Annotated in this window: 21 protein-coding genes; 14 read left to right on the top strand and 7 right to left on the bottom strand. The window is 39.3% G+C overall.

The features are described from left to right. Positions 1-69 precede the first annotated feature (69 nt). From M0R21_09265 to M0R21_09200, 14 genes are all read left to right on the top strand, one after another. Complete coding sequence (locus M0R21_09265; protein MCK9618007.1) at positions 70-345, top strand: ATP-dependent Clp protease adaptor ClpS; 276 nt, start codon at positions 70-72, stop codon at positions 343-345. Positions 346-354: 9 nt separating this feature from the next. Beyond that, positions 355-825: a hypothetical protein gene (locus M0R21_09260; GenBank protein MCK9618006.1), complete on the top strand. Its 471-nt coding sequence runs from the start codon at positions 355-357 to the stop codon at positions 823-825. Positions 826-848: 23 nt separating this feature from the next. Further along, the gene (gene floA, locus M0R21_09255; GenBank protein ID MCK9618005.1) at positions 849-1,850 is read left to right on the top strand and encodes a flotillin-like protein FloA; all 1,002 of its coding nucleotides are present in this window, start codon (positions 849-851) and stop codon (positions 1,848-1,850) included. A gap of 37 nt (positions 1,851-1,887) precedes the next feature. Then, on the top strand, positions 1,888-4,089 hold the full coding sequence (locus M0R21_09250) for a RelA/SpoT family protein (protein ID MCK9618004.1): 2,202 nt from the start codon (positions 1,888-1,890) through the stop codon (positions 4,087-4,089). Between the two features lie 248 nt (positions 4,090-4,337). Then, positions 4,338-5,180, top strand: coding sequence for a LytTR family transcriptional regulator DNA-binding domain-containing protein (locus tag M0R21_09245; protein MCK9618003.1), 843 nt, complete (start codon positions 4,338-4,340; stop codon positions 5,178-5,180). A gap of 166 nt (positions 5,181-5,346) precedes the next feature. Further along, positions 5,347-6,822, top strand: coding sequence for a DUF4070 domain-containing protein (locus M0R21_09240; GenBank protein MCK9618002.1), 1,476 nt, complete (start codon positions 5,347-5,349; stop codon positions 6,820-6,822). Positions 6,823-7,005: 183 nt separating this feature from the next. After that, complete coding sequence (locus tag M0R21_09235; GenBank protein ID MCK9618001.1) at positions 7,006-7,275, top strand: thioredoxin family protein; 270 nt, start codon at positions 7,006-7,008, stop codon at positions 7,273-7,275. 16 nt (positions 7,276-7,291) lie between these two features. After that, complete coding sequence (locus M0R21_09230) at positions 7,292-7,519, top strand: hypothetical protein (GenBank protein ID MCK9618000.1); 228 nt, start codon at positions 7,292-7,294, stop codon at positions 7,517-7,519. Between the two features lie 273 nt (positions 7,520-7,792). Then, the gene (ygiD, locus tag M0R21_09225) at positions 7,793-8,587 is read left to right on the top strand and encodes a 4,5-DOPA dioxygenase extradiol (protein MCK9617999.1); all 795 of its coding nucleotides are present in this window, start codon (positions 7,793-7,795) and stop codon (positions 8,585-8,587) included. A gap of 115 nt (positions 8,588-8,702) precedes the next feature. Beyond that, complete coding sequence (locus M0R21_09220) at positions 8,703-10,661, top strand: OmpA family protein (protein MCK9617998.1); 1,959 nt, start codon at positions 8,703-8,705, stop codon at positions 10,659-10,661. Positions 10,662-10,768: 107 nt separating this feature from the next. Further along, on the top strand, positions 10,769-11,965 hold the full coding sequence (locus tag M0R21_09215) for a PAS domain-containing protein (GenBank protein MCK9617997.1): 1,197 nt from the start codon (positions 10,769-10,771) through the stop codon (positions 11,963-11,965). Between the two features lie 152 nt (positions 11,966-12,117). Further along, positions 12,118-12,759 (top strand): glycerol-3-phosphate 1-O-acyltransferase PlsY, encoded by a 642-nt coding sequence (gene plsY, locus M0R21_09210; GenBank protein ID MCK9617996.1) that lies wholly within the window; start codon positions 12,118-12,120, stop codon positions 12,757-12,759. A gap of 128 nt (positions 12,760-12,887) precedes the next feature. Continuing rightward, positions 12,888-14,012: a DNA polymerase III subunit beta gene (gene dnaN / locus M0R21_09205; protein MCK9617995.1), complete on the top strand. Its 1,125-nt coding sequence runs from the start codon at positions 12,888-12,890 to the stop codon at positions 14,010-14,012. 69 nt (positions 14,013-14,081) lie between these two features. Continuing rightward, positions 14,082-14,837 carry a DUF169 domain-containing protein gene (locus tag M0R21_09200; GenBank protein ID MCK9617994.1) on the top strand — a complete coding sequence of 252 codons (756 nt, stop codon included), beginning with the start codon at positions 14,082-14,084 and terminating at the stop codon, positions 14,835-14,837. On the opposite strand, the gene M0R21_09195 is transcribed toward M0R21_09200, so the two are convergent. The 7 genes from M0R21_09195 to M0R21_09165 form a co-directional block, all read right to left on the bottom strand. After that, on the bottom strand, positions 14,838-15,773 hold the full coding sequence (locus tag M0R21_09195; GenBank protein ID MCK9617993.1) for a glycyl-radical enzyme activating protein: 936 nt from the start codon (positions 15,771-15,773) through the stop codon (positions 14,838-14,840). Beyond that, the gene (hpdC, locus tag M0R21_09190) at positions 15,752-16,009 is read right to left on the bottom strand and encodes a 4-hydroxyphenylacetate decarboxylase small subunit (GenBank protein ID MCK9617992.1); all 258 of its coding nucleotides are present in this window, start codon (positions 16,007-16,009) and stop codon (positions 15,752-15,754) included. The genes M0R21_09195 and hpdC overlap by 22 nt, the downstream gene beginning before the upstream one ends. Before the next feature lie 38 nt (positions 16,010-16,047). After that, positions 16,048-18,705 (bottom strand): 4-hydroxyphenylacetate decarboxylase large subunit, encoded by a 2,658-nt coding sequence (gene hpdB, locus M0R21_09185; protein ID MCK9617991.1) that lies wholly within the window; start codon positions 18,703-18,705, stop codon positions 16,048-16,050. A gap of 57 nt (positions 18,706-18,762) precedes the next feature. Continuing rightward, the gene (locus M0R21_09180; protein ID MCK9617990.1) at positions 18,763-20,148 is read right to left on the bottom strand and encodes a tetratricopeptide repeat protein; all 1,386 of its coding nucleotides are present in this window, start codon (positions 20,146-20,148) and stop codon (positions 18,763-18,765) included. Positions 20,149-20,155: 7 nt separating this feature from the next. Then, positions 20,156-21,001 (bottom strand): helix-hairpin-helix domain-containing protein, encoded by an 846-nt coding sequence (locus tag M0R21_09175; GenBank protein MCK9617989.1) that lies wholly within the window; start codon positions 20,999-21,001, stop codon positions 20,156-20,158. 143 nt (positions 21,002-21,144) lie between these two features. Continuing rightward, a complete protein-coding gene (locus tag M0R21_09170; GenBank protein MCK9617988.1) occupies positions 21,145-22,056 on the bottom strand; it encodes a PfkB family carbohydrate kinase in 912 nt (303 codons plus the stop codon). Positions 22,057-22,059: 3 nt separating this feature from the next. Beyond that, positions 22,060-24,100, bottom strand: a 2,041-nt coding sequence (locus tag M0R21_09165; protein ID MCK9617987.1) for an insulinase family protein, incomplete at its 5' end; no start/stop codon positions are given.

Genomic DNA, 24,100 nt, shown 5'->3' with positions numbered 1-24,100 from the left:
AAAAAATGCAAGACAAATTTTGCATGGGAAAAAAAAGTAATTTTACAGTGGAAGAAAATGTGTACAGATATGGCAACCGACGAAAAAACCTCCACCCAACCTCTATCTGAATCTAAACATGAGGATTACAGCGATTTAGTATTACATAATGATAATGTAAATACATTCGATTTTGTGATTCAATCTCTTATAGAAATCTGTGAACACGAACCTTGTCAGGCGGAACAATGTGCATTGCTCGCCCATTTCAAGGGGAAATGCACAGTTAAAACTGGCTTGCCCGACAAACTTGAGCCTTATGCAAAAAAAATGACGAACAAGGGATTAAGTGTTAGTATTCAATAAAACTATTGTATGAGCTGGACCGTTATTGCCCTTTTGATTTTTATCGGAATTGTATTTATCGTTCTCGAAGTGCTTGTTTTACCCGGTACTACTGTAGCCGGTATCCTGGGCTTTATCCTGATAGCATTGGGCATATGGCAAACCTACCGAATATATGGTGCCACGGCAGGGCATGTTACCCTTGCAATTTCATTAGTTGCCGGTATAGGGTTGCTTATCCTTTCCCTACGTTCGAAAACATGGAACCGTATGATGCTGAAAACAGAAATTACAGGCAAAATGAATGTAATAGAAAATGATGCCGTAAAAGCAGGCGATACCGGAATTACCATTTCGCGTTTGGCTCCCGCAGGCAAAGTGCTTGTTAATGACGAATATTTTGAAGCCCATACTCAGGGCGATTTTATTGATCAGCAAAAAGAAATTATTGTCATGAAAGTTGAAGCCAATAAACTGATTGTAAAACTTAAAGAATCCTGATTTCTCAATTAAATTCTAATAATATGCAACCCATTATCATTTTAGCAATCGGAATAGCTAGTCTTTTCGGACTTTGGCTGATTTTTTACTTTATCCCCGTAGGTTTATGGTTTTCAGCTTTAGTATCGGGAGTTAAAATATCTCTTATCCAACTTGTACTGATGCGATGGAGAAAAGTTCCCCCAAACGTAATTGTAAGTGCATTAGTAAATGCAACAAAAGCAGGCTTAATTTTGAACAGAAATGAGCTGGAAGCACATTTTTTGGCAGGTGGCAGGGTAAAATCAGTAGTAAACGCACTTATTTCTGCCGACAAAGCCAATATCTCACTCGATTTTAAAATGGCGACAGCCATCGACCTTGCGGGTCGCGATGTATTTGAAGCCGTGCAAATGTCGGTTAATCCCAAAGTTATTAACACACCTCCTGTTGTTGCAGTAGCCAAGGATGGTATACAGCTAATTGTTAAAGCAAGGATAACCGTACGTACAAGTATCAAACAATTGGTGGGCGGAGCAGGTGAGGAAACCGTGCTTGCACGTGTAGGCGAAGGTATTGTTACCGCTATTGGCTCTGCAAAATCGCATAAGGAAGTGCTCGAAAATCCTGATTCCATTTCTAAAGTGGTTCTTGCCAAGGGGCTCGATTCGGGAACCGCCTTCGAAATCCTTTCCATTGACATTGCAGATGTGGATGTAGGGAAAAACATCGGAGCCATGCTGCAAATGGACCAGGCAAATGCCGATAAAAATATTGCACAGGCCAAAGCCGAAGAACGCCGTGCCATGGCTGTTGCCACCGAGCAGGAAATGAAAGCTAAAGCGCAGGAAGCAAGGGCAAAAGTGATAGAAGCAGAAGCGCAGATCCCAATGGCTCTTGCCGATGCTTTCCGGAGCGGAAACCTGGGTGTGATGGATTATTATAAATTTGAAAATATAAAATCCGACACAAAGATGCGGGAGGCAATAGCCGATTCCCAAAATCCCAAACAGAAAAGCGAGATTCAAAAAAACGAACCTAAATAATTACAGAAGTTAAATTACTAACATACAAAGGGCAGGAATGCTTTCAGAAGACAGAAAAGAAAAGGAACAACTCGTTTCCCAGTTTGCAGACTTGCTTGAAGTTTTTTCCGAACCTCTCGGTAAAAATGAATACCAACTGCTTCGCAATGCCTTTGATTTGTGCTATCAAACCTTGCATTCCCAAACCAGTAAATCGGGTGATCCTTATTTTATCCACTCCATAGATGTGGCACGTATTGTTGCCAAAGAACTCGAATTAGGGCTTACTTCTGTTATCTGTGCATTACTGCACGATATCATCCATAAAGGAAATTTCCCGGTAAAAGAAATTGAAAAGGTTTTTGGAAAAAAAATTGCAGGCATCCTCGGTGGAATGGCAAATATCAGCAGAATGCAAACCGAAAAAATTTCGCTGAATGCCGAAAACTTTATCAGTCTTTTCCTTACCTATTCGGAAGACCCACGTATTATCCTGATTAAACTTGCCGACAGGTTGCATTACATGCGAAGATTTAAAACGCTAAGCCCCGAAATGCAACAAAAAATATTGTCGGAAACCACCTTGCTTTACATTCCCATAGCGCACCGTTTAGGCTTATACTGGATAAAAACCGAGCTAGAAGACCTAAGTATGCGGTTTTCGAAACCAGATGAGTATGAAGATCTTTCTGTAAAGATTACTCAGTTCAAACTGATGCAGGAACGTTACATTCGCGATTTTGTTGAACCCATACGCAAAGAACTGGACATATCAGGTTATACTTACGAAATAAAAAGCCGCACCAAATCCATCCCTTCTGTATGGAACAAGATGCAAAAGCAGCATCTTGATTTTAATCAGGTTTACGACTTGTTCGCCATTCGTATTATTATAGAATCGGAGTTAAAAAAAGAAAAAGAGGATTGCTGGAGAGTTTATACCGTTATTACCAATATTTATAAACCCGATACCCTGCGTTTACGCGACTGGATAACCATCCCCAAATTGAACGGGTATGAATCGTTGCATATTACGGTTATGGGACCTCGGGGAAAATTTGTGGAGGTACAAATCCGTACGCGGCGAATGGATGAAGAAGCCGAAAAAGGCCATGCCGCTCATTGGAAGTACAAAGAAGCGAGCAACCGCGACGAAGGCGACCAATGGATGCGAAAGATAAGAGAAATGCTCGATAAGCCCCTTTCCGACGAAAAAGACCTCAACGACCTTAACAAACTAAAAACATTTTCGAGTGATGTGTATGTTTTCACCCCTGATGGCGATTTAAAAAAACTTCCTTCCGGAGCTACCGTTCTCGATTTTGCCTTCGACATTCACACAATCATAGGTTCGAAATGTACCGGCGCATTGGTAAATGGTAAAATTGTTCCCATTAAACATGTACTGAAAAACGGTGACAAGGTAGAGGTCATTACTTCCAAAAACCAGAAACCGAATATTGACTGGCTTAACTGGGTGGTATCACCTAGGGTAAAACAAAAGATAAAACGCACTCTGAAAGAGCAACTCTTCAGTAAGGATGCCAATATGGGCAAAGATATGCTTGCCCGCAAGCTTTCCCAATTAAAACTCCAGTTTAACGACGAAAATATAAACAAACTGGTTGCCTTTTTCAGATTGGCTGGCCCGCTTGTACTTTACCAGGACATTGGTTCCGGGAAAATTGACATCACCGAAATAAAAGAAGTTTTTCTGTCTGCACCCAAAGTTGAACCGGAAAAAACGGTTGAAAAACCAGAACCGGAAAAAACGCCCGAACGGGAAGAAGATTTATCGAAAGTGGTTGTAATAATCAACGATACTTCCGAAATCAGCGATTTTAAAAAGGCAAAATGTTGTAGTCCGGTGTATGGAGACGAAATTTTTGGTTTCATTACTGTGGAGAAAGGCATCACTATCCATCGTGCCGATTGTCCTAACGCCTTGCAAATGCGGAATCGCTATGGCTACCGCGTAACTACCGCATGTTGGGGGCACCCTGGTACGCTTACTGCTTTTCTTGCCGATATTCGTATAATAGGTGTTGACGAAGTGGGAATGCTCAGCAACATTACCAACCTTATTTCCGACGAAATGCATGTGAATATTCGTTCTATGCAAATAACGTCCAAAGGTGGCAAGTTTGAAGGCTATTTTACTGTGTATGTAAAGGACCGTAAGCAGTTGGATACTCTTTATCGTCAATTGAAAAAACTCAAGGGAGTTTTGAAAGTAAGCAGGATGGAGAAGAAGGGATAATGTGCTGGCTATCTAATGGGTTAATTAGTGAATAATAAAAATTGTTGCTCTCCAGGTAGAACAGAATTTAATTATTGGATTTTAGATACGACAGGTGAAATTTAACAAAAAAATCAGTTATTTTTGTATGTTTTTAAATGATTAGTATTGAGCGAGTCGAAATATAAATAGAACACAACTTTTATAACGGTCTTAATCATTTAAAATACCCGGGATGTAAAAATCCGAATTTTAATTAGTTTTCAGTGATGAGCAAAAAACTAAACCAATTACTATATTTATTGAAAGAAGAGCTGGGACTTTTGTTCAGTATCAGTTTGGGTGTGTTTTTATTTGTTCTTTTTTTTCAACCCTTTCCACTTCACGGGTTTGATTTTAACAACAGCTTACTATTTGTCGCCGGGTTAGGGGCAATTGTCTTTTTGTTCATGGTACTGGTGAGATTGGTTTATCCCTGGCTCATTCAAAACTATAACCAAAACAGACTTGAATCAATTTTGCCTTCTAATATGGGCGGTTTCATGATATTGGCATTAAATTCGGTCGCTTTTGCCTTTTATCTGCATTATGTGGGATTTGTAAGTATTACCTTTTATATAATGTTTAAGGTGGCTTTGATTTGTCTTGCACCGCCTGTAGTTTTATGGCTATATGATGTGGTTAAGAAATTAAAGCAGCAAAACGAAGCACTTGTTTTAGAAAGAAAAATGATACAAAAACAAATCGAAAAATACGAAGAAAATTACTTGAACAAAAACATAACATTTATTTCGGAGAACAGCGGCGAAAAATTAGACCTTCTTATTGCGGATGTTGTTTTCATTAAATCCGCCGATAACTATGTGGAAATTATACATAAGGAAGGCGATACTTTTAAAAAGAAACTCATAAGGAATACCCTTAAAAATGTTGAGCAACAGATAAAGCCCTATTCCAATTTTATTCGTTGCCATAGAATATGTATTGTAAATACATATTATATTGAACGACTCAACAAGAATTACAATAACCACTGGCTGACCATCAAAGGATTTGATGAACTTATTCCGGTTTCACGCCAGTATCTGTTGAAGCTGAAAGAAACGCTTTAATCTTTAGGGGGATAAATACCACTTATCTTTACATTGTGATATTAACCACTATATGGCGGGTTTTATCCCTGATTATCTTCTGTTAATCCCTTTTTTTTAAAAAAAAAATTATTGAGAATTAACTTTGTAAAGTTTTATTCTTAATTAAAAAACGATGAATATTTTAATGGTATACCCTCAATATCCCGATTCGTTCTGGAGTTTCAGACATGCTTTGCGTTTTATTTCCAAGAAGGCTGCCGTACCTCCTCTGGGATTAATTACCGTATCGGCAATGCTCCCTTCAACATGGCAGAAAAGACTGGTTGATATGAATGTATCTGCACTGCAAGCAAGTGATTTCGCCTGGGCTGACTATGTCTTTATCAGTGCCATGTACATACAAAAGGAGTCGGTAAAAAGGGTTATAGAAGAATGCATGAAGCATAAAGTGAAAATTGTTGCGGGTGGACCTCTTTTTACACAAGAATATAGCAACTATCCTCAAATTGATCATTTTATATTGAATGAAGCGGAGATTACTCTGCCCCCGTTTTTGAAAGATTTGGAAAACGGGCAAACTCCTCAAAGAATTTATAAAACCGATGCATTTGCCGATATTACTTTAACTCCCATACCCGATTTCTATTTATTATCGAAGAAGGACTATGCCTTTATGAATATCCAGGTTACCCGTGGATGTCCCTTTGCATGTGATTTTTGCGAAATTACTTCGCTTCTCGGGCATAAAGTAAGGATGAAAGATACCAGCCAGATATTGGAAGAATTGAATACGTTGTATAATTTGAATTGGCGCGGTCCGGTATCTATTGTTGATGATAATTTTATTGGAAATAAAACAGAAATTAAAAATAATCTGCTTCCGGCTATACAACAATGGATGCAGGGTCACGAATATCCATTTACGTTTAGTACCCAAACTTCCATTAATCTTGCTGATGACGAAGAGCTAATGACTTTGATGATTGATGCCGGGTTCAGTTCCACTTTTATCGGTATCGAAACTCCCGATGAAAAATCTCTCCAGGAATGTAATAAGATACAGAACAAAAACAGAGACCTGCTCCAAAGTGTGAAAAAAATACAAAAAGCAGGAATGCAGGTTTCGGGTGGATTTATTGTGGGCTTCGACAGTGATACCTCCACTGTCTTCCAACGGCAGATTGACTTTATACAGCAAAGTGGGATTATTTCTGCAATGGTTGGGTTGTTAAATGCACCCAAAAACACAAAATTATACGAACGAATGGAGGCGGAAAACAGATTGACTATAGAAGCAAGCGGTAATAATACCGATTTTTCCATGAACTTTATTCCTAAAATGGATAACAATGAGTTACTGGATGGCTATAAAACAATAATTAAAAATATATATTCTGTAAAGCCATATTATAAAAGGGCTCGTCGGTTTTTACTGGACTATAAACGACGCCCCGTAAAACAAAATAAAATTGAATTTTCATACTTGCTTGCCTTCATTAAATCAATTTTTATTATCGGGATTGTAAATAAAGGACGGGGTGAATACTGGAAATTTTTTATCTGGGCATTATTTCATCGCCCGGGCTTATTTATGGATGCAATAACCTATACCGTATATGGCTATCATTACAGGACAGTTTACGGATTAAGAAATAAATAGACAATTAGTATGTGAGGGAAAGGGGGTTTCACCTGCAATTTCTGACTATTTCTTTTTCTAAAAATATAAAAAACGACCAAGGCAACGGCTGGTTAATCCTAAATTATAAAAATTATTTACATACATGGTGAAACATAAAATGTTTATACGTGTTTTATAATGAATATTTAATTATTTTTATAAATGGAAGGAGAAAATCCAATTTTAATCGAAATGTTTTACACATTAACTTGTCCTAATTGCAAAATTTTGAAACGTATGCTCGACGAAGTTCTGCCACAGTTTGAAAACAAGTTTGTGTTGAAGAAAAGTCTTGCAAGTTCGCCAATGGGCATGATTAGAACATTAAAATTGGGTATACATGCCGTTCCTGCACTTTTAATTAACAATAGATTAGTTTTCAGAAGTGTGCCGACAAAAGAAGAATTAATCAATAAATTAAATAGTTGTTAATCATTATTTTAAAAAAATGAAAGAAAAGAAAAAACTCAGATGTCCGCTGGGAGTTCCCGGTGGAATTTTAGCAGCTCTGATTGGTTTAACCGGGGTTATTGTAAACATTGTGAACTTCAACTGGTTTGAGTTGCTTACTTCGTTTGCATTACTAATTCTGGCGTTGCCTTTCGTTCGTGTTACCATGATGGTTCATTCTGCAAATGACCGATTAGACGAATTGGAAAATAAAATCCAAAAATAAACGTAACATCAATTATAAGCCGACCAACACCGTCAACGTTGGCTAAACAGAATTTATAATTCCGTTCGGAACATAAAGGAATTTGTAATTCCATAAATATCAAATTTTATAATAAACCCAAATCTGTCATTGAAAAATTCATGATTTATTTCATTGATTAATTGTATGATACTTCGAATTATCAGAGTTTAAATGGCGGATCGGGGGACAAAACATTAAAATCTGATATTTGCATATTCTATCATACTTACAATAAAAAATAGGTATAAACTCATGAATATACTACATACAAATAATAGGACTATGCCGATGCTTTTCGCAGGGCATGGTAGCCCTATGAATGCCATTGAAGAAAATGCCTTTGTAGAAGGATGGAAAATGTCGGCGAAAAACATGCCCAAGCCCTTGGCTATCCTTTGTATTTCGGCACATTGGGAAACAAAGGGAACGTTTGTTACGGCAATGGAAAAGCCCCGTACCATTCACGACTTCGGAGGATTCCCCGATGCATTGTATGCGGTACAATACCCTGCTCCCGGAAATCCTGTTCTGGCAAACGAAATCAGGAAGTTAATAAAACAAACAGAGGTACAGTCCGATATGCAATGGGGTCTCGACCATGGAACATGGAGCGTGATAAAACATTTATACCCGGAAGCTGATATTCCCGTACTGCAATTAAGCCTCGACGGCTATCAGCCGCCGCAATACCATTATACTTTGACAAAAGAGTTGGCATCACTTCGCGAAAAGGGTGTGCTGATAATAGGAAGCGGCAACATAGTGCACAACCTTCGCAGGGTAGACTGGCATAACCCGGAGGGAGGATATGGCTGGGCACAGGAAGCAAATACCTTATTGAAAAAATACATTTTCGAACGTGCACACGAGCAACTTATCGGATATGCAACGTTGGGTAGTGCCGTAACAATGGCAATACCTACTCCAGAACATTTTCTTCCACTCTTGTACATACTCGGTTTACAACGGGAGAATGAAAACATCACTTTTTTTAATGATAAAGTGGTGTTGGGATCAATATCCATGACTTCTTTACTGGTAGGATGAGAAAAACAGCATTAAAAAATTTTACTTTTCTGCATTGAAGAATGCAAAAAAATAACTGTTGCTCTGCTACCAATCCTGAAAGTGCATTTTTGCGTAGGTTTGTAAAAAATATAAAATGAAGGGAAAATTTTGTATCTTATTGTATCTTATCCTGATGCAAAATGTTCTTCATGCACAGGTAAACCCGCTTACTACTTCTAAAAAAGCAGAAGAGTTGTATCGTGAAGCCAAAAAAAATTGTAATAACCAACAGTTTGCCCAGGCACTGCAAAAACTCACGCGCGCACTATATGCCGATCCTGGTTTTACCGATGCATGGATATTGCGTGGCGATGTGTATGCAGCTTTAATCCCCCGGACGGGCAGCGATAGTCTCACAAAACTTGCACTTGCCGACTATTATAAAGCAGTCTCCCTCGATTCTTTATATTATCCTCCTGTCTATTACACCATGGCTACGATGGAAAAACAAGCAGGTGATTATTCCCGGGCTTTGCAACATTTCCGAATATATTTGCAGCATAGCAGGGTAAAGGACCTCAATGAGGTGGAAAAAGAAGTACGTAACTGTATTTTTGCCCTGAATGCCCTTAGTCATCCGGTGGAATTTAATCCGGAGCCATTGGGTAATAATGTAAATACTGCTGATAATGAATATGTAAATGCCATCACCGCAGATGGGCATCAATTGCTATTAACTCGTGCAAGATATTTTTGGGAAACTCCAAGAGGCAGCGATGATGCGGAAAAACTGATGCTTGCGGAGGCAAATGGTAGCGATTGGCTCCGGGCAAAAGAAATAATTATACCGGGAACAGAAGATGCGAGCAAGGGTGCCGCCTGTATTTCTGCCGATGGCAGATTGCTGTTTTTTTCCATGATATTTGATAACTATTCGTATGGAACCAGCCGGAGTTATGATATTTATTGTTCCGAAAAAAGGGCAGAAGGTTGGAGCTTATCACAAAATCTTGGTGATAAATGCAATTCAGTAGCCTGGGATACGCAACCATCCATCTCCACTGATGGTAAAACGTTGTATTTTGTAAGTAACCGTCAGGGAGGCAAAGGAGGTTCCGACATATGGATCAGCAACCGTATGCCTGATGGCTCATGGGGCAATGCCATCAATCTCGGCGATTCTGTCAACACAGGTGGTAATGAAATGGCACCTTTTATTCATCCCGATAACCAAACCCTCTATTTTTCGTCAGATGGGCATCCCGGCATGGGGGGGATGGATATTTTTATGGTGAAAAAAAACGGGAAAGGCGGTTGGCATCAGCCGGTAAATATTGGCTATCCCATTAATACCTATCGCAATGAACTGAATATGGTGGTAGATGCCGCCGGGGAATATGCTTACATTTCGTCGGACAAAGAAGGGGAAAAAACCAAAAATGATATTTACCGCTTTCGGCTGCCCGGAATAGCACATCCACTGTCTGTAGGATATTGCAAAGGAAAAGTTTTCGATAGCAAAACCCACAAACCGTTGCAGGCAGACTTTCAACTTTTGGACATTCAGACCGGAATGGAGATTTTTAATGCCTTTTCCGATTCACTCACAGGTAGCTTCTTCATTTGCCTGCCTTCGGGAAAAAACTATGCATTGAACGTATCTAAAACAGGATATTTGTTCTACTCTGACAGTTTTTGGCTGCATGATTCCGCAAATGTCGTTCACCCCGTTCAAAAAAATGTGGCGTTGCAAAAAATAGAAATAGGAAGCAACACCATCTTGTATAATATCTTTTTTGCCACTGATTCCTTTGCCCTGCAGTCCGGATCGGAAACCGAGCTTAACAAATTGGTAACATTCCTTGCTCTTAACCCGCAACTGCATGTGGAAATAGGAGGGCACACCGACAATGCGGGCGAAGAAACCTATAACCTGCAACTATCGCAACAGCGTGCACAATCAGTTATACGATACCTGCTGCAAAAAGGAATTGCTGCACAGCGGCTCAGGGCTACCGGTTATGGCGAAAGCCGCCCCATAGCCGATAACAGCATGGAGGCAGGAAGAGCCCGTAACCGCCGGACGGAAATTACCATAACAGGCATTAAGTAAGTATGAATTGGAAAATTATAAAGCAAATAGCTGTTTTTTAATGCTTTATTAATGATATCCCGAATTTCTTTTATTTTTTATACTTTTGTCTGGGAAAAATTACAGGAATGGATACGGGAAAATTACCAGGATTATCTTTACACCAACTGAGAGCTGATCTTTATGAAAAGTTATCTATTGGGGTTTACCAAACCACAAAAGGAGGGAAAATACTTTATGCTAACCCTGCGCTTGTTCGTATGTTGGGCTACAAATCCAAAAATGAGCTTCTGAAAATTAATGTTGGGAGGGAAGGTTATAGCAACAGCGAAAACCGGGAAAAATTTCTTGAATCTATTGAAAAACACGGTGAAGTAAAGGACTGGGAAAATGAATGGCTTAAAAAGGACAGTAGTGTAATAATAGTAAGCGAGTTTGCCCGTGTAGTAAAAGATGAAAAGGGAAAAACACTTTATTATGAAGGCATAGTGGAAGACATCACCCAGAGAAAAAACGATGAAAAAGAGTTACTTTATCATAAAACGCAGTTAGAAAAACGGGTTGAAAAAAGGACACAAGAATTGATGGCTTTAAAGGAAAAATTTCATTCTATACTTGAAAATGTGAACGATTGGATTTGGGAGGTAGATACTAAGGGAAGATATACCTACTCCAATTCAAGGGTATTCGATCTGTTGGGTTATACTGCTGATGAAATAATAGGGAAAACTCCGTTTCATTTTATAGCCCCCTCAAAAAGGGAAAATGTAAAGCAATACTTTGAAAATCTGGTTAAATCGAAGGTTTCTTTTCATAATTATCTCAATACCAATATTCATAAAAACGGGAAAATTGTGTATATCGCAACCTCCGGGCTTCCTTTTTTCGATGAAACAGGTAACCTGATGGGTTACAGGGGAATTGATCGCGATATTACTGAACAAAGACTTATCGAAAAAGCTCTTAGAACTTCCGAACGCAAGCTTGCACTCCATATTCGTCATTCCTCTATGGGTTATATCGAATGGGATTCTCACCTTGAAATTCTCGACTGGAATCTTTCTGCAGAACGGATTTTCGGATATTCAAAGACTGAAGCCATCACCAAAAACACCTTCTACCGTATTTTTAGCAATTATAGCCCTGAAAACCTTGAAAAAATAAAACAATCATTTCTCGGACCCTACACCGATAAATACTTGCGGCTTGAAAATGTGAAGAAAAATGGCGAACCTTTGATTTGTACTTGGTTTAATTCCCCATTGTTTGACGACAACGAAAAAATTATAGGGACAACTTCTTTAGTGTACGAGGTTAACATTTAAAAATACCGTCTGCAATGTCCAAATTTCTATGTACAGCTTCCGGCTTTTCTCGCGGAAATCAGATTATCAAATTCTGTTTAGCTTTGCAGCACAGAAAAGACAAAATTTTTGGGAAAAGATAAAGTAGTATTATAAATATTTTCAGCAAAGATATGGGACTATACCTTGCAATGATTTCAGGTTTACTTTTTGCTTACCTTGTTGGGGCAATACCCACTGCAGTATGGGTGGGCAGGTGGTTTTACGGGGTTGATGTTCGCAAACAGGGTAGCGGAAATGCCGGAGCTACTAATACTATCAGGGTATTGGGACTAAAAGCGGGTATTCCCGTGTTACTTTTCGATATTTGCAAAGGCTGGCTGGCAGTATATTTAGGGGCAATGTTATATCCCGAAAATATGTTCGGAGAGGGTTCACTTATCTATTATAAAATTTTGTTGGGAGTGCTGGCAGTAATCGGGCATGTATTTCCTATCTATGTGGGTTTTAAAGGTGGTAAAGGCGTTGCTGTTCTGGTAGGAATCATTATTGCTTTGTTCCCGGAAGCTTTTATCGTGGCTCTGGTAATATTTGTAGTAGTTTTTGTAATATGGAGGTATGTTTCCCTCGCATCTATCACAGCAGCCCTTTTTTTTCCTGTTTTCGATATTGCTGTCTTCGGGCAGGACAACAAAGCTTTGATGCTTTTTTCATTACTAATTGCTGTTTTTGTTCCCATTACTCACCATAAAAACGTCCGTCGTTTGCTCAGAGGCGAGGAAAATCGCTTTGATTTCAAGAAAAAGAAAAATTAAACGGTTGAAAAACACAGGCAGGAATAGAATTTTATAAATATTTATTAACAGCAATTCGCAGGAATTATATTTTTTTTATTTTTACACAAAAGAATAATTACTTTAAACTCCTTAAAAAATAACGAAATATGAAATTTGTTGTTTCAAGCACTTTATTGTTGAGAAATCTTCAGGCAGTTGCCGGGGTCATTAACTCGAACAATACTTTACCCATTTTAGATGATTTTTTGTTTGAGATGGAGGATGAAACCTTAAAAATAACTGCTTCCGATCTGGAAACCACTATGAGTGTAAGCCTGGAGCTTACCATGGCAGGAGAAACCGGTTGTATAGCTATACCCGCCAAAATTTTGTTAGATATCCTGAAAACTTTTTCTGAAATTCCCTTAACTTTTACTATATCAGAAGAAACACAGGGTGTGGAAATTTCAGCCGGAGAAGGGAAATACAAACTCAGCGGACACAATGGCGAAGATTATCCCAAAGTACCTGAAATGGATGCCATTTCATCGGTAAACCTGCCCTCGCGCTTATTGGCTTCTGCCATTGTAAAAACGGTTTTTGCAGCCGGAACTGATGAATTGCGCCCGGTTATGACCGGTGTTTTCTGCGAAATTACCCCGGAAGATATCACTTTTGTGGCTACCGATGCCCATAAACTGGTAAGGTACAAACGTACGGATGTGAAATCTGAAATCTCCTCCAGCTTTATTCTTCCCAAAAAGCCGCTGAACCAGTTGAAAAACCAACTCATGCACGAAGAAACGGATGTGAAAGTAAATTACAATACTACCAACGCTTCTTTTACCTGGAACAATTTTAACCTCATCTGTCGCCTTATTGATGGACGTTTCCCTAATTATGAGGCTGTTATCCCCACTTTAAATCCCAATATCCTCACTATCGAACGTTTACCTTTCCTGAGTTCTATTAAAAGAGTAGCCATTTTTGCTAACCAGTCAACGCACCAAATTCGCCTGAAAATGAGTGGTAAAGAACTGATGATTTCCGCCGAAGACGTTGATTACTCCAACGAAGCCAAAGAACGGCTTACCTGTAATTATGAAGGCGAAGACATGGAAATAGGATTTAACTCCCGTTTTATGATTGAAATGATAAACAATGTGGAATCGGAAGAAATTCGCATAGAGATGTCGCAACCCAATCGTGCAGGCATACTGCTCCCTGTTGAAAAAGAAAATTCGGATGAAAATATTCTGATGCTGGTGATGCCGGTAATGCTTAATCAATAGTAAACTAATACAATAATTTTTTGACAAGGTTGCCCCTGAGGGTTGCCTTGTTTTTTTTAACCCGATATTATGGATTTACAACGCAAAGAAAAATTTTTGCAGCTTTGGAAAAAATACTTCGGGGGAACCGAACTTCCGATAGTTTTTTATTATGGGGAAAATGATGGTTCGGCTATAGAGGTATCAAAAACCAAAGGTCATCGTTGCCTGATTGGTGATTTGGCAAAAGTGAGAAAAGGAGAATCTTTATGTTTTAATACTGAGAGTATTGGCTGCTTTGGGGGAAAACGCTACCTGGGTTTTTCAACTTATATCAGCGAAAATTTTAATTATTTTCTTTCCTGCGGCATCCCCGGCGAGTTAGCGGGAGAACGTTATATCCGCACCCCCGAACTTGTGCAGAAATTAATGGAAAACATGCCTGTATTGAAAAAACAAGGGCAAAAAATTCTGTTTAAGCGCTGGGATAAGCTGTGCGAGCTTGACAATCCGGAAGTTGTAATATTTTTTGCAACACCCGATGTGCTTTCGGGACTATTTACCCTTGCTAATTTCGATCAGAGCGAACCTAACAGCACTTTCAGCCCTTTTGGTGCCGGTTGTGCAACCATTGTTCTTTATCCCTATCTTGAAATTGGTAAAGAACGTCCCCGGGCAGTTATCGGGATGTTTGATGCCTCGGCTCGTCCGTATGTACAGGCTAACATACTGACTTTTGCCCTTCCTTTTTCGAAGTTTCAGGCAATGATAGACTACATGGAAGAGTCGTTCCTGATTACACCAAGCTGGGATAAAATTAAAAACCGGATTGCTAAAACCGTGTAATCAAAAAGGTGTGTTACTGCCTATATAACAACGGATTCCTTCAGCCGTGAACCAAGCCTGGATATTTTCCATTTCCTCCTGTGTGGGTATTTCCATTTGGCTTGCCCGATACTCTTTTCCGAGCATAGCGTATTTTTCCCTTCCTAAATGGTGTAAGGGTAAAATATTGATTTCGTTTTTTCCGGTTTTTCTGATAAAAGTTGCTAATTGCAAAATATGGACTTTATTGTCGTTAAATCCCTTTATTACAGGCATTCTAAAAATCAATCTTCCGGTAAACTGTGTTGCAAGCCTAAGGGCATTTTTTAGAATTAGCCGGTTGCTTTTCCCTGTTTTTTCTCTGTGAAGGGCATCATCCATATGCTTCAGGTCGAAAAAAATCCAGTCGAGGTAGGGGAGGACTTTTTCGTAATGGGTAAACGGAATACAGCCACATGTTTCTATCGCAGTGTGAATCATCGCATTGTAACAGTATTGTAAGATTGCTACTGCCCATTCCGGTCGGGCTAAGGGTTCCCCTCCCGACAGGGTTATGCCTCCTTTGTCGCCCCAGAAATTCCGGTCGCGACGGATTTGTTGTAAAATCTGATCGAGTGAAATTTTGTACCCGGCTTTTTGCAAGGCTCCGGTATAACAGGCTGTGGTGCAATCGAAAATTATACAATCATGGCAAATGTTTCGTTGGATAAGCGGATGTGTATTTTCCCATGTTATTGCCTGCAATTTGCATGCTTTCACACAGTTGAAATCAGAAATGCAATTGGATGCATTGAACATAACTTCGGGAAAAGGATTCATGCCCTCAGGGTTGCAGCACCACGAGCAGGAAAGCGGGCAACCTTTTAAAAAAATAAGTGTCCGGCATCCCGGACCGTCATGAACCGAGAATCCCTGTATGTCGAAGATGGTACCTTCTAATTTTTTTGTGTCAGCCATTTAAAATCGCTGCAGGTTAGGGCGTTCATGTCGGGATAGGCAAAGAAACGTTGCATACATTTTCCTGAAAATTCTTCTAAATGGTCAAAATAGGCGCAACTCTGGCATTGTTTTGCCCGTTCAAAATTTTCACAGCAGGAATCATCAGCATTGATACGATTTTTATCGCGTTTGCAGAAACCCTTAAAAGCGTCAACGGGAAGGTAAAATCTGCAATTTTTATGGGCATTTTCCATGGTAAAATAACGGTTTAAAAAATTGGATAATAAATGTGTCAGGAAAGTTCTTCGTACTCCGTACGGGCAATAACCTCATCTTGGATTTGCTTGCCTAATTCAACCCAATATTGGGTAAAACCTGCCACTCTGACCATTAACCCTCTGTATTGTTCGGGATGCAACTGGGCGGCTTTCAGCATACGGGAATCCACAATGTTAAACTGCACATGGAAAGCTCCTTTGCGAAGGTACGACCTGATGAGTTCGAGGAATTTCCGGCTGCCCTCTCTCCCTTTCACGGCAGAGGGGTGAATCTTCATATTTAACTGAGAGTTTTGGGCTAACGAGTGATCGTAGCAGGTGGCAGAGCTAAAAAGTGCGTACGGTCCTTTTTTATCGCTGCCTGGATATGCCGAAAGCGAACCATCAGCAAAAGTTGTTCCGCAAAGCCTGCCGTCGGGTGAGGCAAGGGTTACCGCTCCCATGGGAGCATGGGTGGAAACGGAAATCATACAGGCATACAATGGCTTGTTGTAAAGCGACTTGTAATCAGAACACATGGTGCAGAACCATTCCGTCCATTTTTTAAAGATGTCGTCAACATAAGGATTATCGTTTCCGTATTTTGGAGCATCAATGCATAGCTTGTGGATTTTTAACCAGGATTGAAAATTTTCATTTTTTACCTGTTCAAGGAGAGAATAATATCCGGTTTCGAGTGCCGATTTGTATCCAAAATTTGCTTTTATGGCATCACGCAAAGTGCTGATGCTAAAATGTCCTTCGTCAAAAACATTTTTTTTAATGGATGCCAACGAATTTACCAGGTTCACTCCTCCTGTAATTTCCACATTAAAGGTACGATTGTATCTTGCACCTTGATTTCCAATGTCTCTTCCGGAAGAAAGGCAGTCGGGTTTTAGCAACGAGTTAACTAACGATGGAGTAATTTTGCGCCAGGCATCATGTTGAATATTGTTGGTCAAGGTAAGAACTTCAACAGTACGACGGAAATAATCCTGAAAAATAGTCCAAATTTCTTCGTAAGAATCTAATTTTCGGTTGTGCTCCGGGTAAATACGTTGTCCGGTACGGGGGTCAGTGCCATTAAAAATTACTATTTCCAGAATTTTGGGCAGAGAAATAAAATGCACGCCTACGCTGGTTGCTGGGGCAGAACCTCCCGGGATTAACCATTTTTTCCCTGCGAAGTCAAGAGGCATCCAGCTTCCGGGAGAAGTTTCGAGGCATCCGCCTATTGACCATGCGCGGGCTTCTTCTGGTTTCATTCCCTCCTCGCCGTAGTTGTTCAGTAAAAAATCAATTGCGGTGGAATTATTTACCCAGGCAGGGTAGCCGGTACCGATCTTGGTGCATTCAATTCCTTTCAACAGGAATTCTTCGGGGAGTTTTTCGTCGTATAACATCGAAAGAGTTGGCTGCGGGGTATCACAGCGCATTCCTGATTCCAAAATAAGCATTTCCAGCTCATTAGATGCCTCTTTTCCATCTTTATCGAGCCCTCCCACGCACAGGTTGTTGAAAGTATTACCCGAAAGCACACCTCCTACTACGCCCATGGATGCAAAACAGTCAATTTCGGTGAATTTGACACGCATACATTCGAGCCATTCGAGAGTTTCTTCACGAGAAATTAGCCCTTTATCGAAATCAGTTTTCCAAAACGGGTACAATACCTTTCCTAATCTTCCGGGCGAAAGTCCGGAAATGGCATCTTCATTAAGTACCGCAATATGAAATGTCCAGATAAGTTGTAGTGCGTCGGTAAAATTCCTGGGTGGTTTTGAAGCAATCCATTGCAGACGATTAGCGATCTCGGCATATTCAAGTTGTTGTTTTTTATCTTTTTCCAAACCTGCAAGAAAGCGAGCTTCGTCGGCGTAATTAAGTATCCATTTTTGTATTCCTTCAAGGGTAATGGCTGCAGCTTTATAAAAGTAGAGTCTGTCCATTTCGTACTTTCCGGCAATTTCGGCGGCACGTTGGTGGCAATAAGCGATAATACCGTCAATGCCATACTGGAGCGGGTAATAGTAATTGATAACTTCGCGACCCTGTGGCAAGGTATAACCCGAATCGAACATGCAAATTACCGAACGCATGATGGCTTCTTTTTCCTTGTAAGCAGGTACCATTTGTTCATATTTATGTCCGATGTCGTCCACGGATTTATTATACCAACGGCGGGCAATATTCATCAGTACAGGCATTTCTTCTTTTCTTAGTCCGAATTTGCCTGCAATGGAGAGAACGTTGCCCATACTTTGTGTAACATTTCCTCCACCCTGGCCCATAGTAGTAACCGTATCCGCGCTGATTTTACCTGCCTGCATGGCATCGTTGTACATTCTGTCTTCAGTAGCCATAAAATAGGCTTCTGATAGCCAGGGCATAGGATAAGAGCCCCGCAGATAGGATGCTTTTCCCATCACCAATAATTCTTCGGGATAGATAACGGGAGTAAGGTGGCTGAAAGCACTTTTAAGGGCTTCAGCCCTTCTGATTACAGGTATTTCGCCATCCAGTTCTTCCCAGCGCCGAGTGTACCAATACGGAAATTCAACCGATGCTGACGATTTAGTGTCGAGATAAAGGCTCCTGAGTCGTTCTGCTCTGGGAGTAGGGTTGGGCTTAGCTTCCCTTCCTTCTATGGTTTCTGAAATGTTTTTTCCATAGTAATTTAATGTTTCCATTGTTGTGGTATTCTCTATTGAAGAGCTATGCATGGGGTATCGAAATTTATTTATGTTTTAATTCTGATTAACCTGTTTTTTGTTTTCTTTTATCCTTTTTCGCAAAAGCAGAAAAACAATGGTAAAGATAAGCAAAATAATGGTAGCTCCTATGTATATTTTAGGATTAAAAAACCAGTAGCCTTTATTATTCCGATATTTACTGTTTTCAGAATATGCTTCTTCGGTTCCGCTTTTCTGGCTTACTAATACATTTTCATTTACTGTGAGCGAATCGGTATAGGCTTTATACAACTGGATATATTTTTCGGAGGAATTAAAATCTTTCATGGCAGCATAACTGATAACCATTAACTCGTAATTGTTCCTGATTTCAGGTTTTGCACCAATAGAAATGGCAATTTCAAGGCTTTGGTGGAAATATTCGTTGGCTTTTGCATAGTATTCCATTTTAATAAGATTACTGCCAATGCATGTTAATGCAATGGCAATGCTACGCTTTTCTCCAATATCCTCACTCAGTTTTAGCGACTGGAAAAATAACTCGTTAGCCTTATCATATTTTTTATTTCCCGTATAAATGTTTCCCAAAATATTAAGGCAGGTTATCATCCCCGATTTATCAACAAGTTCCTGTTTTATTACAAGTGCTGCATACAGATTTTCAATTGCATGTGGATAATCGTCTTTGGAATAATAAATGAAACCTATATTGCTAAATATTGTTGATTTGGTATGTTTGTCACCTGTTGCATTGGATATATGCAATGCTTTATGGTAATAGGTAAGGGCTTCATCCAGTTTTTCCTGGGTTTCATAAACGGTACCTATGTTGATTAGTGAATTCATCATGCTACTTAAATCGTTAAGCGTAACACTCAGAGCATATGCCTGTCTGAAAAATTGTAATGCACGGCTATAATCTCCCTTGCTGTTGAATACTAACCCCTTATTGAGATATATTTTAGAAATGCTTTGTTTATCATTATTTTTCTGAAACAATACCAGGGCTTTTTCAAAATAGAAGAGAGAAGTATCATAACTTGCTCTGTCCTGGTAAAGAAGTCCTATATTATTATAGCAATTGGCAATACCCTGCAAATCATCTTCTTTTTGAAATGCTTCTACGGCAATTTCGTAATATTTCTCGGCAAGGGGAATATTTCCTGTAAAATAATACACCACCCCTATGTTTTTATAAGCAGTTCCTTTCTGTGAATATTGTCCGAAACGGGAAGCGTATTGTAGGGCTTTTTGAGCGAAATCAAGCGATTTTTCACGGTCAATACCTCGATATTTTTCAGATAGTTTGTTGTAAATTAATGCTTTGTTTATGTTAGAGGCTTTTTTTAGGTCTTTTTCTGAATATTCCCGTTCAGATGTGCCTGCCGACAGAAAAATCCCCCAAAACAATAATCCACAAAGTAAAATGCAATATTTCATTTATTTATTAATTTACAGTTAAATAAGGCGCTATTTTGTCGTATAAGCTTCCGAAAATTAATTTTGCTTGTATTATTTCTTTTACATCGGTATATTTTCCGTTTTTTTCGCGGTATTGAACAATTGAACGGGCGATAAAATAATCAATATAAGGATGTTTATTTAATTCTTTGATAGTGGCTGTATTGATATTAATCCGCTGAATATGCGAAGGGTCAATAGTAAGCTGAGATTTGAAAAGATTATACCGGATAGTATCCATACCATACACTTCCAACAGTTGATTTTCTTTTACAAAACCTCCCAACAGGTTTCTGTATTTGACGATTCTACGTGCGAATGTTGTTCCAATGCCTTTCAAGACTTGAAGCTGGGTAGTATCGGCAGAATTGATATCAACAATTACCGGCACGGAAGTTTCGTGTACAGCAGGTAAAAAATTGGATGCAAGTTTCTTGGAAATAGCAATATATGGTGCAAGAAGCTGAAATTCATCATCGGTAATGCAATATATTTTACTAAAATCTTTTTTTGTGTAAAACTTTCCTCCGGCAGCCTCGTAATTTTTTATGATTTTAATTTTCCATTCTGGCATTCCCATTTTTCGCCATTGTTCTATAGGTAAATTATTCGGATCGAATGGAAACGGGACAAAACGTGCACGGGTTAGTGATTCACGCCGGTTTACCCATGTGGTTTTGTATTTTTTGAAACTAGGCATCTGCCAAGTTGAATCAGCGGCTTGCTTTTCTAAAGGAGCAATTTCGTTACTTAGCGGTAGAAGTTCTGAACCTGATGGTGCGAACAATGGTAGCCAATATCCTGAGAATAATAATATCAGGATAATTAACATGAGAATTAGGATGCCGTTCCGCTCGGTTTTATTAAAATCGAAGTATCGTTTCCATTTTAATTTCATAACAGAAACAGAAAATTCAAATGTACAGGAATTTCTGTTTTGTCCAACAAAAATACAAGAATAGTAAGAAAATAGGATTAAAGTTTGTGTCCGAATGGAATGTAATTTTCGTACGAACAGCAAACTGCTGAAGATAAGTTAATAGCAATATTTATAGCTTTATCCCAGAATTTTTCGTCTGGTATTATTTTATGAAATTGAGGGTTTAATGTAAATAAAGCATAAGCCAGTCCCGCATTGAAGGCGTCTCCTGCTCCGATGGTACTCATTGTTTTTATTTCCGGAACGGGGTAATGCTTTTGTAAGGTAGGGTTTATTATATCTACACCCTGTTTGTTTCTCGTAATAATCAGTTGTTTACAACCTAATTCTGCAATAATTTCTGCCAATTTCAGGGTATCGGTTTCATGGAAAATATTAAATAGGTCCTCGTCTGATGCCCTTACAATATCAGCGGAAGCAATATTTTGACAAATAACCGAAAAAACTTCCTGCAAGGAATTGGAATGTGCAGTTCTGAAATTAGGATCGTAAATTACAAACGGTTTCCCGGTTTTTGAATTTCCGGTGCAATGGTTGATAATATGCCTGTTTTGGGGTTTTAATGCATAAAAAGAGCCAAAAAGTAACAAATCGGTTTGCTGAATATCAGGCAGAGACGCCGGGGTTGACTCTTTTAAAGGTAGATTGTCGTGATAGAAAGAATAAACCGCATTATTTTGTGAGTCGAGAAAAGCAAGAGCAATAGGCGTTTTCCCTTTTATTTTATGAATAAATTGTTGTGATACAGAAGAATTTTGGAGAAACCTACTGATGAATGCAGCTGTTGAGTCCTCAGCCTGTTCGCTTATGAGGTAAACGGGTAAACCGAGCCTGCCAAGCGAAACGGCAACATTGAGCATTGATCCGCCGGGAGTAGCCGATACAGGCTTATCGTCGCGGAAAAGAATGTCGAGTACCGTTTCGCCTAAAGCAAAGATCCGGCGCATAAATTATTTTTCCAAAGGCAGTAAAACGGCTCTAACGTAATGGTTCTTTTTGAAGAACTGTTGAGTAGCTTTTTGAATATCGCCTACGGTGATGGAATTAACCATTTCGTTATATTTTTCAATAGGTTGCAGTTCGTCACCGTTAAAATAACTCGTTTCGATTCTGTTCAACCAGAAAGAATTGGTTTTAACGTCGGTTTCCCTTGCCCGTATAAGCTTTTCCTTCGATTTGTTGAGGTCAGTTTCCGAGGGTCCTTTTTTCTGCATTCTGGCAAAAATTTTTAATACAGCCTTGCTAAGTTTTTTGGTATTTTTTGGCGAGCAACCAAACATTGTCATCTGTGAAAATTGAGATTCGGGGTATTTATCAAATGTAAGCATGGTTTGCGGCGAATACACCCCACTGAGCTCTTCTCGTATGACTTCAATGAGTTTTATTTGCAATATTTCATTGATAATAACGAGATTCATCCTGTTTTTTTGATTCCAGTCGAATTTTTCCGAAAAAACAATTCCTACCATACTTTTGGGTTCGGTGCCTTTACGAATGCTTACATCGGTTACTCCGGCTGGGAATATTGGACTTACGTTTTTCCAGGTTTCGGTACGGTTGATTACAGGCAGGCTTCCCAGGTATTTTTCTAGCAGGGGTATCAGCGTATCGCTTTTAAAACTTCCTACAAAAATGAAGGTAAAATCGCTGGCGTCTGCAAACCTGTCGTGGTAAATGTGAGAAACCTTATTCATGGTAATTTGCGAAAGCTGTTCTTCTGTAGGAATAACAATTACACGCGGATTATTTTGGGTTGTAGTTCGGATAAGAGTATCATAGAAAGCATACATTGGATTCGATTTGATAAACTTCAACTGGTTTTTTGTTTTTGAGATGTATGTTTTCATAGCTGAGGTGTCCTCCCTCGGAGCATTGAAATACAAATAAGTAAGTTGAAGAAGTGTTTCAAAGTCCTTGGGAGAAGCGCTTCCGTTAAATCCTTCTTTAATATCATCTATATAAGGTGTAATTTCAACAACTTTTCCTTTGAGTTTCTTTTTAAGTTCCACATTATCAAATTTTCCGGCACCACTTTGTTCTATAATTGTAGTTGCTGAATTTGCCGACATGATGTCCTTGTCGGGATACAGCGAATTGCCACCGGGGCTGAAAGCCTTCATAAGGATTTCGTCATTTTTAAAATCGGTGGGTTTCAGTATAATTTTGATACCATTGCTGAGGCTAATTTCTGTGATTCCATTTTCGGAATTTTCTGTTTTCTTACTTACCGGTGAGGTTTGCAGGTTGTCGTTTACCAGTGGTGCTTCCTTAAATTTGTCAATATAAGGAGTGATTTCCTTATTGTTCTTTGTGTTTTTTATGATAGAAAGTATCGTTTCATGGGTCGGAACCTTTACACCTTCTTTTTCGGGAGCCGTAACAACGATAGCTAAATTTTTATCGGTAATCCATTGCCGTGGAAGGCTGTTGATTTCGGACAACTGAATGCCGGGGAGTAATTTTTTCAGCAGGTCAAACTGGTTAACAGCACCGGGAATTGCTGTTTGGGAAAGAAAATTATTAACATAATCGTTAGTATAATTTGCCGACTCGGTTTTGTTAAATTCTTTGGCTTGTTTTTCGTAACGGGCAAGCAATTCCTGTTTCTGCCGTTCAAATTCCGTTTCGGTGAATCCGAATTTCTTTACTCTTTCATTTTCAATAAGCAGTGTTTCAATGCCTTTTTCAATTTGGTTTTCTTTCATCATGGCATACGAGGTGTAGGCATCTTGTGTACGGGCGATAAAGCTTCCATAGGATGTGCTGGCATATACGAAAGGAGCATCGGGTTGCTGAAGGATTTCGTTAAGCCGGGCATTCAACATACTGTTATATATGTCCTGCATTATCACTTCACGGTAATCAGCCAGTGTTTTTTCTTTTTTCTGCGGGTTTTTGTAAAACATCATCACCGTATTATCGGTGGCTTCTTTGTCTGTTTCCACGGCAACCAAGGGTTCATCGTTGTCGGGAAGGATGTATTCAACACGT

The sequence above is a fragment of the Lentimicrobiaceae bacterium genome (assembly GCA_023227965.1).
In the GTDB taxonomy this organism is placed as follows: Bacteria; Bacteroidota; Bacteroidia; order Bacteroidales; family JALOCA01; genus JALOCA01.
The sequence above is the reverse complement of the archived record's forward strand: the minus strand, read 5'-3'. Positions and strand labels throughout refer to the sequence as shown.